Origin of the sequence: Amycolatopsis sp. NPDC049868 (assembly GCF_044461365.1) — a bacterium.
In the GTDB taxonomy this organism is placed as follows: Bacteria; Actinomycetota; Actinomycetes; order Mycobacteriales; family Pseudonocardiaceae; genus Amycolatopsis.
In genome coordinates, this window is record NZ_JBITKV010000002.1 from 1 (window position 1) to 13681 (window position 13681).

Consider the following 13681-nt stretch of genomic DNA (forward strand, 5'->3'; position numbering starts at 1 on the left):
GTGAGCGCTCACTCCGTCAAGTGAAATAGGGACCGAAGCGCGTGAAGGCCCCCTTCCCTCGGCTCAGCCGAGGGAAGGGGGCCTTCACGCGCGAAACGTCAGTAGGTGATCGCGACCGCCGGATCGGCCAGCAAAGCACCGACGTCGGCCAGGAACTCCGAGCCCTGCTGCCCGTCGACCACGCGGTGGTCGAAGCTCAGCGAAAGCTGGAGCACCTTGCGCACCTTGATCTCGCCGTCGACCACCCACGGGGTGTCCTTGATCGCGCCGAGGCACAGGATCGCGGACTCGCCGGGGTTGATGATCGGCGTACCGGTGTCGACGCCGAAGACGCCGACGTTGGTGATGGTGATCGTGCCGCCGAGCATGGCCGCCGGAGTGGTCTTGCCCTCGCGGGCGACGTCGGTCAGCTCGGTGAGCGCGATCGCGAGTTCCTTGAGGGACATCGAATCCGCGTCGCGGACCTTGGGCACGACGAGCCCGCGCGGGGTGGCCGCGGCGATCCCGAGGTGCACGTAGTCCTTGTAGACGATCTCCTGCGCCGCCTCGTCCCACACCGCGTTGACGTCCGGAGTGCGCTTGGCCGCCAGGCAGACGGCCTTCGCCGCGAAGGTCAGCGGAGTGACCTTGACCCCGGCGAACTCGCGCGACTTCTTCAGCTTCTCCCGGAATTCCATCATCGGCGTGACGTCGATGGTCAGGAACTCCGTGACATGCGGGGCGGTGTAGGCGCTCTGCACCATCGCGGCGGCGGTGGCCTTGCGGACGCCCTTGATCGGGACACGGCGTTCCCGCGTCGCGGGGTCGTACCCACTGTCCACAGAGGACGCGGCGGCGGCCGGTGCGGCGGAACCGTTGGCGGCAGCCTGCACGTCGTCACGCGTGATGACGCCGCCGTCGGCGGTGCCGGTGAGCGCGTGCAGATCGACGCCGAGGTCCTTGGCGAGCTTGCGCACCGGCGGCTTCGCCAGCGGCACGTACCCGCCCTTCGGCTTCGAAGGCGCAGCAGGCGCGACGGGAGCCGGAGCCACCGCCACCGGAGCGGGGGCGGGGGCGGGGGCGGGGGCGGGAGCCGCGCCCTTCCGCGCCCGACGCTGCGTGACGACGGCCTTGGAGCCGTAGCCGACCAGCGGCTTCATCTCCTCTTCCGCCGGCTCTTCCGCCGCGGGCGCGGCGGTGGGTGCCGGGGCCGCCTTGCCGCCGGGGTCGACGTCGATGGTGAGGATCGGCGCGCCGACCTCCACCGTCTGGCCCGGTTCGACGAGCAGTTCGGTGACCACGCCCGCCCACGGGATGGGCAGTTCGACGGCGGCCTTCGCGGTCTCGACCTCGACGACGATCTGGTTCACCGTCACGGTGTCACCCGGCTTGACCTGCCAGGCGATGATGTCGGCCTCGGTCAGCCCCTCCGCCGTGTCGGCCAGGGGGAATTGTTTGTACTCGGGCATTTCAGCGATTTCCCCCTTACCAGGCGAGCGAACGGTCGACGGTGTGCAGCACCCGGTCCAGGTCGGGGAGGTAGTGCTCCTCGAGCTTGGCGGGCGGGTACGGCGTGTCGAATCCGGTCACCCGCAGCACGGGGGCTTCCAGCGAGTAGAAGCATTCCTGCTGCACGCGCGCGGCGATCTCCGAGGTCAGCGACGATTCCGACGGCGCCTCGCTCAGCGCGATGAGCCGTCCGGTCTTGCGCACCGACTCGAACACCGGTTCCAGGTCGAGCGGGGACAGTGTCCGCAGGTCGATGACCTCCAGGGACTTGCCCTCGTCCTCGGCGGCGGTCGCCGCGTCGAGCGCGACCTTCACCGAGGGGCCGTACGCGACGACGGTGGCCGTCGTGCCTTCGCGGACGACGCGGGACTTGAACAGCGGGTCCGGCGTGGTGTCGGTGTCGACCTCGGACTTCATCGCGCCCGAGTGGTACAGCTTCTTCGGCTCGAAGAACAGGATCGGGTCGTCGGACTTGATCGCCTGCTGGATGCCCCAGTAGGCGTCGACGGCGTTCGAAACCGAGACGACCTTGAGGCCGGGGATGTGCGCGAACAGCGATTCCGGCGACTCCGAGTGGTGCTCGACCGCGCCGATGCCGCCACCGAACGGCACCCGGATCACGATGGGCATTTTGATCTTGCCCTGCGTCCGGTAGTGCAGCTTGGCGACCTGGCTGGAGATCTGGTCGAAGCCGGGGAAGATGAAGCCTTCGAACTGGATTTCGCAGACCGGGCGGAAACCGCGGACGGCGAGGCCGACCGCGGTGCCGATAATGCCCGACTCCGCGAGCGGCGTGTCCAGGACGCGCTGCTCGCCGAAGTCCTTCTGCAGGCCGTCGGTGATGCGGAAGACGCCGCCGAGCTTGCCGACGTCTTCACCCATGATCAGGACCTTCGGGTCCTCTTCCATGGCGCGACGGAGGCCGAGGTTGAGGGCCTTGCCGATGGTGAGTTTCTGGAGGTCGGCCATTTCAGTGCTCACCCGCCCCGGCGAAACCGTCCATGTAGGACAGGAACTCTTCACGCTGCGCGTCCAGCAGCGGAGTGGACTCCGCGTACACGTTGGAGAAGATCCGGTCCGGTGGCGGTTCGGGCATGTTGAAGCAGTAGTCGCGCAGCTCGGCCGCGAACGCGTCCGAATCGGCCTGCACCTGGTCGAAGAACGCCTGGTCGGCGCCGCCACCACGGGCGAGGTACGCCCGGACGCGCTCGATCGGGTCCTTCAGCTTCCACTCCTCCAGCTCGTCGGAGAGCCGGTAGCGGGTGGGGTCGTCGGTGGTGGTGTGCGCGTCCATCCGGTAGGTGAACGCCTCGATCAGCACCGGGCCGTTGCCGTGGCGGCACTCCTCCAGCGCCCAGCGGGAGACCGCGAGGCAGGCGAGGACGTCGTTGCCGTCCACGCGGATGCCGGGGAAGCCGTAGCCACGGGCGCGCTGGTACAGCGGCAGGCGCGACTGGCGTTCGGTGGGCTCCGAGATCGCCCACTGGTTGTTCTGGCAGAAGAACACGAGCGGCGCGTCGTAGACGGCGGCCCAGACGAAGCCTTCGTGCACGTCGCCCTGCGAAGTCGCTCCGTCACCGAAGTAACAGATGGTCGCTTCGCTGTCGTCGTCGCCGACCTTGCCTTCGAACTTCTGGCCCATCGCGTAACCGGCGGCGTTGAGCACCTGGTTGCCGATCACGATGGTGTACGGGTGGAAGCCGTGGGCCTGGTAGTCCCAGCCACTGTGGTCGGTGCAGCGGAAGATGCCGAGCACCTCTTTGAGGTCCACGCCGCGGGTGTACGCGACACCGTGCTCGCGGTAGCTGGGGAACGCCATGTCCCCCTTCCGCAGCGCGCGGCCGGAGCCGATCTGCGCGGCCTCCTGCCCGAGCAGCGGCACCCAGATGCCGAGCTGGCCCTGGCGCTGCATCGCGTTGGCCTCGCGGTCCGCGCGGCGGACCAGGACCATGTCGCGATACAGGCCCTTGAGGGCTTCGGTGTCGATGTCGTCGACGTAGCGGTCGAATCGCGGCGAGGCGACCCGTTCGCCTTCGGGGGTGAGCAGCTGAGTCAGCTCAGCGCCACCTTCGCTCGTTGCTCGCAAACCGGCGATCACCTGTTCGGGGGAAGGTTGCGCCGCTACCGCGGCGGGACCGTCTCCAGGTTCCGGGTGCGTCCAGTGTTCGGACGGCATGCGCTGCTCTCCTTGATGTCGGCGCCTCTGGCGGCCACTTGTGGCGGCCACAGTGACTGCGCCGGCGGGGACCAGCGCGTCGGATCTGAAGCGCTGGGTCACCATCGGCGTTGACGGTTCGTGCGCACATCCTGGCATGCCGGACGCCGTTTTGGTCAGTGGCGGATGCTGATTTGTTGCTGAGAAAGGGTGTCTGATCAGGGAAAATGCTAGGAAGCCCGAGTGTGGGGCCGCCGAAAGTAGGGGTTTCACTCGCGGGCCGACCAGCGGACGACGGACCCGGACGGGTGTCCTGTCCGGCTCGGCCGATGACGATCCGTGCCCGCCGCTGTGATCCATCCCACTCTCCGGCACCCGTGGCAGGATGGCGGACGTGGAGCAGAAATCCGTACGCGAAACCGTGGTTTCGAACTGGACGAACGACGTCCTTCCCAGCCTGTCCGGCCTGGTGGCGATCCCCGCCTTGTCGCCGGCGTTCGACGCCGAGTGGGCGAAGACCGGCCATCTCGCCGCCGCCGTCGAGCACGTCCGCTCCTGGATCGCCGCACGGGAGATCCCCGGCGCGACGCTCGAGGTAGTGGAGCTCGAAGGCCGCAGCCCGCTGCTGGTCGTCGACATCCCGGCGACGTCCGAAGCCGCCGACAAGGGCACCGTGCTGATGTACGGGCACCTCGACAAGCAGCCCCCGGTCGGCGGCTGGTCCGAGGGGCTCGACCCGTGGACGCCGGTGATCCGCGACGGCAGGCTGTACGGCCGCGGCGCGGTCGACGACGGCTACTCCGGCTACGCGGCGACGACGGCGATCGAGGCCGTGCGCGCCGCCGGTGGCGAGCACTCCCGCGCGGTCGTGCTGCTGGAGACCGGCGAGGAATCCGGCAGCCCGGATCTGCCCGCCTACGTCGAGCACCTGAAGGAGAAGCTCGGCGCGGTCTCGCTGGTCGTCTGCCTCGACGCCGGCGGCACCGACTACAAGCGGCTGTGGCTGACCACCAGCCTGCGCGGCATGCTGCACGTCAACGTCACGGTGAAGGTGCTCGAATCCGCGCAGCACTCCGGTATGGCCAGCGGCATCGTGGCCAGTTCGTTCCGCGTCCTGCGTGCCCTGATCGACCGGATCGAGGACGTCGAGACCGGCGAGATCAAGCTCGCCGAGCTCAGTGTCGACATCCCGGAGAACCGCGTCGACGAGGCGCGCGGCGTCGTCGAGATCGCGCCCGGCGCGGCGAAGACGCTCTTCCCGGTGGTCGGCCGGACGGTCTCCGACGACGATCTGGAACTGCTGCTCAACAACTCGTGGCGGCCCACGCTTTCCGTGATCGGCGCGGAGGGCTTCCCGCTCCCGGCCGACGCGGGCAACGTGCTGCGCGACAGCACCACGCTCACCCTGAGCTTCCGCCTGCCGCCGACCGCCAACGCGCAGGCCGCGATGGAGGCGGTCCGCCGCGTGCTCACCACCGACGTGCCGTACGACGCTTCGGTCGAGCTCGGCGACTTCCAGGCCGAGAACGGCTGGAACGCTCCGGACACCGCGCCGTGGCTCGACGAGGCCCTGCACCACGTGAGCGGCGAGGTCTTCGGCGCGCCGCACAAGAGCTACGGCATGGGCGGGTCGATCCCGTTCATGGGGCTGCTCGGCGAGAAGTACCCGGAGGCGCAGTTCGTGGTCACCGGCGCCTGCGGGCCGGACTCGAACATCCACGTGCCGGACGAGTGGCTGAACATCGATTTCGCGCAGCGGGTCACCGAGGCGGTCGCGCACATCCTGGACGCGCACGCCCGGAGCTGATCCCCCGGCTCACGCTGCTATGAAAGGTCCTTTCCTTGCAAAATTTGCAAGGAAAGGACCTTTCATTGCGCGCGGGAGGGTGTGCCGAGGCGCATCCACTCATGCGAACTTGTTCAGCGCCGCGGCGAGCTCCGTCAGCTGCGGCGTGAAGCGCTGGTAGGAGAACGGCGTCTCGTTGTTCCAGGGGATCAGCTTCCCGGCCTTCACCGCGGGCAGCTGGGCCCAGGTCGGCACGCCGCCGAGCCCGTCCGGACCGAGCGAGAGCGAACCGCCGCGGTTGTCGTACATGATCACGTCGGCCGGGTACTTGCCGATGTTCTCCCAGCTGATCTGCTGGTAGTAACCGCCCTGACTCTCGTCCGGCGCCTCCGGCTTGACGAAGTCCAGCCCCTTGCTCTGGTAATGCTTCGAGGTCGCGAACTTCGGCGCGTTGGAGACGTAGACGGCGTCCTTCTGCGCGGACACGAGGAGGATCTTCAGCCCGGCGGCCTCCTTCGCCGCTTCGCCGAGCGCGGCGTCAGCCTTCTCGTACTCCTCCTTCGCGGCCTTGATCGCCGGAGTCTCGGTGTCGGCCCCGAGCGCCTTCGCGAGCGAAATGAACTTCGCGATCCCTTCGGGCATCGAGATGTCCTGCAGCCGGACGCCGACGCTCGGCGCGGCCTTGTCGATCTTCTCCGCCTGCGTGTCCGGGACGTACCACATCTGGTCCTTGAGGTACATCACGCTGATCAGCAGCTGTGGATTCAACGAGACGAACTTGTCGAAGTTGAACTCGTTCCACACGTTGCCGAGCGAGGTCACGGTGTTCAGGTCGACGCCGCCCGCCTGCGGGTCCGGCTTGCCGTCGGCGAACTTCGACGGGCCGAAGATCCCGACCGACTTCACGCCGAGGTCCCACAGCGCCGCCGCCGCGGTCACCTGAGCGACGATCCGGGCCGGCCGCTCGCCTTCGAGCTTCCGGCCGCGGTCGTCGGTGAACGACCAGGTCGCGCCCGCTCCCTGCGTGGGTGTCTCGTCCTGATAGCCGCAGGCGGTCAGGAGGCCGGTGGCGCCGAGCGCCGCGGAGCCGGCGAGAAAGCCGCGTCGGGAGAGGTGCATGGAGATCTTCTTTCGCCGTCGTACCGGATTTCGTCGTTAGGCTAGCCTTCGCTTACTCTGAGGGCCATGGTCCAGGTCACGGAGCGCGTCAGATCACCCAGGACCAGCGTTTCCGTGAGAACGCTGGTCCTCGTGGGGTCTCTGGCAGCGCTCGTCGCGGTCATCCTGCTGTCGATCGGCTTCGGCTCGAACCGCCTCTCGCTCGGCGAAGTCCTCCACGCCCTCTTCGCCTACGACGGGAGCTATAGCGACGTCGTCGTCCGCGACGATCGCCTGCCCCGCACCGTGCTCGGCGTCCTGGTCGGGATGGCGCTCGCGCTGGCGGGCTCGCTCATGCAGGCGATCACCCGCAACCCGGTCGCGGAACCCGGCCTGCTCGGCATCAATCACGGCGCCGCGGTCGCGATCGTGCTCGGCTCGACGCTGTTCTCGGTGACTTCGCCCGGCGAGTACGTCTGGTTCGCCTTCGCCGGGGCGCTCGCGGGAACCGCGCTGGTCTCGGTGATCGGCGGGACGCGGGGCGCCACCAGCCCGCTGCGGCTGGTGCTCGCCGGGGTCGCGGTCCAGGCGGTGTTCGTCGGGATCAACCAGGGCATGCAGATGATCAACACGCACAACCTGCAGGCCATGCGGTTCTGGCTGGTCGGCTCGTTGGTCAACCGGAATCTGGATCAGCTGTCGGTCTTGCTGCCGTTCTTCATCGCGGGGGTGGTGATCGCGATCGTGCTGGCCCGCGCGCTGAACGCGCTGGCGCTGGGCGAGGACACGGCCCGCGGTCTCGGCGCGAATCCGGCGCTCGTCCGCGTCGCCGGGATGGTCGCCGTCGGCCTGCTTGCGGCGTCCGCGACCGCGGCCTGCGGGCCGATCGCCTTCGTCGGCCTGATGATCCCGCACGTCGTCCGGACGCTGATCGGCCAGGACGAACGCTGGGTGATGCTGATTTCGGCGTTGCTCGGGCCGGTGCTGCTGCTCGGCTGCGACGTCCTCGGCCGTCTGCTCGGCTCACCGGGCGAGATCCAGGTCGGCGTGATGACCGACGTCGTTGGCGGGATCGCGTTCGTGATCGTGGCCCGGCGACTGAAGGCGGTGCGCCGATGACCGCGTTCGTCCGTCGTGAGTCCGGTTTGGACAGACGATCACTGGTCGTCGTCGCCGCGTTGGCCTTGGTGACGCTGACACTCGTCGTGCTTTCGGTCGGCACGGGCGACTACGAGATGAGTCCCGGCGAAGTGCTCGCCACCCTGGGCGGTCAAGGGACGAAGGCGCAGTACCTGGTCGTCATGGGGCGGCTTCCGCGCGTGCTGGTCGCGATCCTCGTCGGGGCCGCACTGGCGCTCGCGGGGGCGGTCTTCCAGACGATCACCCGGAACCCGCTCGGCAGCCCGGACATCATCGGCTTCACCACCGGTTCGGCGACCGGCGGCATCGTGACCCTGCTGTTCCTCGGCTCCGGCCCGGGGCTCGTGTCGCTCGGCGCGCTGGCGGGCGGGCTGCTGACCGCGCTGGTCGTGATGGCGTTGTGCGCGCCGCACGGCCTGCTGAGTTCACGGCTGGTGCTGATCGGGATCGCGGTCAGCGCGGTGCTGGTCGGCGTGAACTCGTATCTGCTGGTGAAGGCGAACCTCGAAGCCGCCGCGCAGGCCGTCGGCTGGCTGGTCGGTGACCTTTCCGGCCGCGACTGGGGCTACTTCGTGCCGCTGGCGGTCGCGGTGGCGGTGCTCGCCCCGGTCGTGTTCGTGAACGGCCGCGCGCTGCGCATGCTGGAAATGGGCGATGACACCGCCACGGGCATCGGCGTCGACGTCCATCGAGTTCGGTTGACGCTGATACTGGCCGCGGTCGCGCTGGCCGCCGCCGCCACCGCCGCGACCGGGCCGCTGCCGTTCATCGCCCTCGCCGCGCCCCAGCTCGCGCGCCGGATGACGCGTCTGCCGGGGCCCAACCTGGCGGCTTCGGCCTTCGTCGGGGCGGCCCTGGTCGTCGCGGCGGACTACCTCGGCCAGCGTCTGCTGGAGTCTTCACTGCTGCCCGCGGGCGTCGTCGCGGCGGCCCTCGGCGGCGCGTACCTGCTGTGGCTGCTGCTTCGACGACGCGCCTAGGTCAGCCGGGTCAGCTGCACCGAGACGTCCAAAGTGGACTGACCGCCACCGGTGAAGATGCCCTTGAGCGGCGGCACGTCGGCATAGTCCCGGCCGTACGCGACCCAGACGTGCCGCGGTCCGACCGGGATCGCGTTCGTCGGGTCGTAGGCCCACCAGCCGCCGGTCCAGACGTCGACCCAGGCATGGCTCTCGCCTTCGACCGTCTCGCCGAGCTTCGCCTCCGGTTTCGTGTGGAGGTAGCCGGAGACGTAGCGCGCGGGGACGCCGATCGCGCGCAGCATCACCAGCGTGACATGCGCGAAGTCCTGGCAGACCCCTTCGCGCGCACGCCACGCGTCGGTCGCCGTGCTGTGCACGCCGGTCGTCCCCGGCTGGTACTTGAGCTGCTGGTTGACCCATTCGCAGATCGCGAGCACGGCCTCCGCCGGGTCGAGCCCCTTCCGCAGTTCGCGCGCGACCTTCGACAGCTCCGGGTCGCGGGGCGTGTACGCGGTCGGCGTCAGGTACTCGGTGCGGTGGTCGACCACGGTGTCGCCGCGCAGGTCTTTCCACGTGGCCGAACGGACCGGCTCGCCCTCGTCGGCGGTCTCGACCACCGACGTCGCGAGCACGGTGAACTCGGTGTGCGGCGCGTGAAGGTCGAACGAGGTCACGACGGTGCCCCAGTAATCCGTGTACCGATAGGCACGGGTCGCCGGCGTCGTTTCGACCCGGTTCACGACCGTGGTCTGCCGCCGGTCGGAGCGCGGGGTCAGCCGCGCCTCGTTGTACGACTGCGTGGCCGGCGTCGCGTACCGGTATCCGGTCCGGTGGGCCACCCGAAGCTGCCAGGTCACAGCGAAACCTCCGCACCGCTCCAGGCCACCCAAGGCGACGAATGGAAGTACTGCACCGAAACCGCGTCGCCGATGTCCTTGATCGAGGTCTGCAGGGCACCGAGGCGTTTCGGCAGGTCCTCCAGCAGATCCGACGGCCGCAGGAACTCCAGCTCGCTGCGCGCGCGGCCCAGCTGCCGCAGCGCCTCGGACTTCTCGTTGGCACGCGAGTTGACGCCGGGGTCCAGCCGCTCCAGGCATTCCTCGGCCTGCCGCAACGCGTGGAACACCGAACGTGGGAAGAGCGTGTCCCGCAACAGGAATTGCACGACGCGGCCGGCGTCGAGCGCGCCGCGATAGGTGCGCAGGTAGGTGTCCTGCGCGCCCGCCGAACGGAGCACGGTGATCCAGCCGGGTGACGACGCGCTGTCCTGGACTCGCGAGAGCAGCAGCCGCACCACCATGTCCGCGCGTTCGACCGAGCGGCCGAGCACCATGAACAGCCAGCCGTCGTCGCGGCTCATCGTCGAATCGGCGAGTCCGGCGAACATCGCCGCGCGCTCTTCCACGAAGGAGAGGAACGCGTGCGGCCCGGCGCGGCGCGCGTACCGCTGCCTGTCCGGCACCGCGTTCCACGTCGCGTTCAGGCATTCCCACAGCTCGGTCGAAACGACTTCACGCGCGCCGCGCGTGTTCTCGCGGGCCGAGTTGATCGAGCCGACGATCGACGCGGGATTGTCCTTGGCGTAGGCGACCAGTTCGGTCAGCTTCCACACGTCGAGGGTGTCCATACCCTCGGGTGTGATGCCGAGGACGGCGAGCAGCTGACGGCTCGCGTGGTCCGGGTCGACGCTCGCGTCTTCGAGCAGCTGATGCACGGAGACGTTGAGAATCCGGGAGGTGTCATCGGCGCGTTCGACGTACCGGCCGATCCAGTACAGCGATTCCGCGTTGCGGGCGAGCACATCAACCTCCCTTATGCCTGTTGCTGCTGCTGTTGCTGGGTGGTGGTCAGCTCCGGTCCCTGCTCGGCGACCAGGCCGTCCACTTGGGACAGTGCGCCGAGCGCGGGCCGTTCCAGCTCGCGCTCCGCCGTCGAAGACCGCGGTGCCAGCACCCAGGTGTCCTTGGAGCCGCCGCCCTGCGACGAGTTGACCACCAGGCTGCCCTCCGGGAGCGCGACCCGGGTCAGCCCGCCCGGCAGGACGAAGATCTCCTTGCCGTCGTTGACCGCGAACGGCCGGAGATCGACGTGGCGCGGCGCCAGCCTGTCGTCCACTTTGGACGGCACCGTGGACAGCTGGACCACCGGCTGCGCGATCCAGCCGCGTTTGTGCGCCCGGACCTTCCGTTTCAGCGCGGTCAGCTCGGCCTGCGTCGCCTCCGGGCCGAACACGATGCCGTACCCGCCCGAACCCTCGACCGGTTTGATCACCAGCTCGTCCATATGCTGCATGACGTGGTCGAACTCGTCCGGCAGCCAGCACCGGAAGGTGTCCACGTTGGGCAGCAGCGGCTTCTCGTTGAGGTAGTACTTCACCATCTCGGGCACGTAGGTGTAGACGAGCTTGTCGTCACCGACGCCGTTGCCGACCGCGTTCGCGATCACCACGTTGCCCGCGCGGGCCGCGTTGAGGATCCCGGCCACGCCGAGCACGGAATCCGGCCGGTAGTGCACCGGATCGAGGAACTCGTCGTCGATCCGCCGGTAGATGACGTCGACCTGCCGCTCGCCCTCGGTGGTGCGCAGGTAGACGACGTTGTCCCGGCAGAACATGTCGCGGCCCTCGACCAGCTCGACCCCCATGAGCCGGGCCAGCAGCGAATGCTCGAAGTACGCGGAGTTGTGCACGCCGGGCGTGAGGACGACGACCATCGGATCGGCGACGTTCGCCGCGGCCGCCGCCCGCAGCGCGCGCAGCAGATGCGAGGCGTAATCGCCGACCGGGCGCACCCGGTGCTGGGCGAACAGGTCCGGGAACACGCGCGCCATCGTGCGGCGGTTCTCCATCACGTACGACACCCCGGACGGGTTGCGGAGGTTGTCCTCCAGTACCCGGAAGGTGCCCTCCTCGTCGCGCACCAGGTCCACACCGGACACATGGATGCGGACGCCGTTGGGCGGGTTGATCCCGAACGCCTCGCGCTGGAAGTGCTCGCACGAGGTGATCAGCCGTCGCGGGAGCACGCCGTCACGCAGGATCTGGCGGTCGCCGTACACGTCGGCGAGGAAGGCTTCGAGCGCACGGACACGTTGTGCCACACCGCGTTCGAGTTTGCTCCATTCGGCGGTGGTGATCACGCGCGGCACCAGGTCGAGCGGGAACGGGCGTTCCTGGCCGGACAGCGAGAACGTGATGCCCTGGTCGACCATGGCCCGGTCGATCGCCGCCGACCGGGACGAAAGGTCCGCCGACGTCAGCGCGGAGATCGATTCGTACAGCGCGCGGTACGGCTGGCGGACCGTGCCGTCGGCGGTGAACATCTCGTCGTACGCGCCCGCGTGCGGCCGGGACGGCGAAAGATAGCCGTCGAACTGCGCCCCGGGCTTCGCCGCGCGCCGAGCCGACGTCGTCGTCCGCGGGCGGCGACCCGCGGGTGGGAGGCGCGGCGCCGAGTTGTTGTTCATGGGGGTCATCGTGACCCATGTACCCCGTTCGGCGCGAGATGCCCGGGTTGGCTTGTTGGAATGATCAGCCTGATGCTAGCCTCGCCGGGCGTATTCAAACCTGACTGGGGAAGGTTGGATTCTGTTCGGCGTTTCGCCATGCGTATAACTCGCACATTACCTGCTGGATAAGCAGGCTCTGAATTTTACATGCAATTTTCAAGGGGAATTGTGAAGAATCTTGTGAAGACGTTCATCGTGGCCGGTGCCGCAGTGGCGGCGTTGGCTGTTCCGGGTGTCGCGATGGCAGCTCAGGACGGCGCCGCGGCGCCGTCGACCAGTGTCGGCGTAGCGGATGTCACGAGTCGTTGGTGCGGTCACAACTACGATAGCTGTGTCAGTGAGCGGAGCAACTTCGCCCGTTATTACAACGTCGGGCCGCTCGAGTACTTTCCTGTTGATCCCAGTTGTGCGGGTATCTGCTACAACGGCTACAGGTTCCAATATTGGCCCAAGTAGATAGGGCGGCGGTGGGGCGCTTCGGCGCCCCACCGTGTTTCACGTGCCGGGCCAGTTGAACCTCTGTCGGGACCCACCGGGACCACGGTCGGCTCGATCCCGTTGTCGGGACGATCTTCGCTAGAAACAGCGCTGTAACGTCTCGGTGCTGTGCTTGCCGCCGGATGAGTGGCACTATGCATGCTCTCGACACATGGGAACTACAAGGAGTGACGACGTGGCTCGATTCAAAGCGCTCGCCCTGATCCCGGCGCTCGCCCTGGCCGCGGGTGCGCTGTCCGCGTGCGGCGAGGAAGGCGGAACCGCGGCCGGCGGCGTCCAGCTCGTCGCGTCCGGCAAGGTCACCACCTGCACGCACCTGCCCTACCAGCCCTTCCAGGTCAAGCAGGGCGACAAGATCGTCGGCTTCGACGTCGACCTGGTCGACCTGGTCGGCAAGAAGCTGGGTGTCGAGCAGAGCATCGTCGACATCGCCTTCGAGACCATCGAGTCCGGCGAAGCGATGAACACCGGACAGTGCGACCTCGCCGCTGCGGGCATGACGATCACCGACAAGCGCAAGGAGAAGTTCGACTTCTCCGACCCGTACTTCGAGGCGACCCAGGCGCTGCTGGTCAAGACCGGTTCGCCGATCAAGGACCTCTCCAACGTCGCGGGCAAGAAGATCGGTGTCCAGTCGGCCACCACCGGCGCCGACTACGCCAAGGAGAAGGCGAAGGGCGCCGAGATCGTCACCTTCGACGACCTCGCGCTGCTGGAGCAGGCCGTCAAGAACGGCACGGTCGACGCGGGCGTCAACGACAACGGCGTGCTCTACGACTTCGCCAAGACGAACCCGGACACGACGGTCGTCACCGAGTTCAAGACGAACGAGTTCTACGGCATCGGCGTGAAGAAGGGCAACAGCGCCCTCCTCGGCAAGATCAACGAGGTGCTCAAGGCGTCCGCGGCGGACGGCTCCTACGCGCAGATCTACCAGAAGTGGTTCGGCAAGGCGCCGACCTGGCAGCCGGGCAGCCCGGCCGCCGGTTGATAATCAGCTCTCCTGTGGCCGGTGCCAGTGCACCGGCCACAGGCTTGTCGCCACCT

12 protein-coding genes are annotated in these 13681 nt (G+C 68.3%); 5 read left to right on the forward strand and 7 right to left on the reverse strand.

Going from position 1 to position 13681, the window contains the following annotated elements:
* Positions 1–98: 98 nt before the first annotated feature.
* From ACIBTM_RS08005 to pdhA, 3 genes are read right to left on the reverse strand one after another with little or no spacing between them, the layout of a single operon-like run.
* Positions 99–1448 (reverse strand): dihydrolipoamide acetyltransferase family protein, encoded by a 1350-nt coding sequence (locus ACIBTM_RS08005; RefSeq protein ID WP_395875825.1) that lies wholly within the window; start codon positions 1446–1448, stop codon positions 99–101.
* Positions 1449–1464: 16 nt separating this feature from the next.
* Entirely contained in the window at positions 1465–2457 is a 993-nt protein-coding gene (locus tag ACIBTM_RS08010) for an alpha-ketoacid dehydrogenase subunit beta (RefSeq protein WP_125732971.1), read from the reverse strand.
* Between the two features lies 1 nt (position 2458).
* Complete coding sequence (gene pdhA, locus ACIBTM_RS08015) at positions 2459–3664, reverse strand: pyruvate dehydrogenase (acetyl-transferring) E1 component subunit alpha (protein WP_395875826.1); 1206 nt, start codon at positions 3662–3664, stop codon at positions 2459–2461.
* A 373-nt stretch (positions 3665–4037) separates the two neighbouring features.
* Here pdhA and ACIBTM_RS08020 point away from each other — a divergent pair, with 373 nt between their 5' ends.
* Complete coding sequence (locus ACIBTM_RS08020; protein WP_395875827.1) at positions 4038–5450, forward strand: M20/M25/M40 family metallo-hydrolase; 1413 nt, start codon at positions 4038–4040, stop codon at positions 5448–5450.
* A 99-nt stretch (positions 5451–5549) separates the two neighbouring features.
* On the opposite strand, the gene ACIBTM_RS08025 is transcribed toward ACIBTM_RS08020, so the two are convergent.
* Positions 5550–6548, reverse strand: a complete 999-nt coding sequence (locus ACIBTM_RS08025; RefSeq protein WP_395875828.1) for an ABC transporter substrate-binding protein — start codon at positions 6546–6548, stop codon at positions 5550–5552.
* A gap of 132 nt (positions 6549–6680) precedes the next feature.
* Between ACIBTM_RS08025 and ACIBTM_RS08030 the strand changes: the two genes are divergently transcribed.
* Both ACIBTM_RS08030 and ACIBTM_RS08035 read left to right on the forward strand, forming a co-directional pair.
* Positions 6681–7646 carry a FecCD family ABC transporter permease gene (locus ACIBTM_RS08030; RefSeq protein WP_395875829.1) on the forward strand — a complete coding sequence of 322 codons (966 nt, stop codon included), beginning with the start codon at positions 6681–6683 and terminating at the stop codon, positions 7644–7646.
* Entirely contained in the window at positions 7643–8647 is a 1005-nt protein-coding gene (locus tag ACIBTM_RS08035; protein ID WP_395875830.1) for a FecCD family ABC transporter permease, read from the forward strand. The genes ACIBTM_RS08030 and ACIBTM_RS08035 overlap by 4 nt, the downstream gene beginning before the upstream one ends.
* Here the strand turns inward: ACIBTM_RS08035 and ACIBTM_RS08040 are convergent.
* The 3 genes from ACIBTM_RS08040 to ACIBTM_RS08050 are packed head-to-tail and all read right to left on the reverse strand — an operon-like array spanning position 8644 to position 12103.
* Complete coding sequence (locus ACIBTM_RS08040; protein WP_395875831.1) at positions 8644–9486, reverse strand: transglutaminase domain-containing protein; 843 nt, start codon at positions 9484–9486, stop codon at positions 8644–8646. The genes ACIBTM_RS08035 and ACIBTM_RS08040 overlap by 4 nt on opposite strands.
* The gene (locus ACIBTM_RS08045; RefSeq protein ID WP_378366479.1) at positions 9483–10430 is read right to left on the reverse strand and encodes an alpha-E domain-containing protein; all 948 of its coding nucleotides are present in this window, start codon (positions 10428–10430) and stop codon (positions 9483–9485) included. Before ACIBTM_RS08045 ends, ACIBTM_RS08040 begins: the two co-directional genes overlap by 4 nt.
* Before the next feature lie 11 nt (positions 10431–10441).
* On the reverse strand, positions 10442–12103 hold the full coding sequence (locus tag ACIBTM_RS08050; RefSeq protein WP_051972750.1) for a circularly permuted type 2 ATP-grasp protein: 1662 nt from the start codon (positions 12101–12103) through the stop codon (positions 10442–10444).
* 201 nt (positions 12104–12304) lie between these two features.
* Here ACIBTM_RS08050 and ACIBTM_RS08055 point away from each other — a divergent pair, with 201 nt between their 5' ends.
* Complete coding sequence (locus ACIBTM_RS08055; RefSeq protein WP_395875832.1) at positions 12305–12592, forward strand: hypothetical protein; 288 nt, start codon at positions 12305–12307, stop codon at positions 12590–12592.
* A gap of 217 nt (positions 12593–12809) precedes the next feature.
* The gene (locus ACIBTM_RS08060) at positions 12810–13625 is read left to right on the forward strand and encodes a basic amino acid ABC transporter substrate-binding protein (protein ID WP_395875833.1); all 816 of its coding nucleotides are present in this window, start codon (positions 12810–12812) and stop codon (positions 13623–13625) included.
* Positions 13626–13681: the final 56 nt, after the last annotated feature.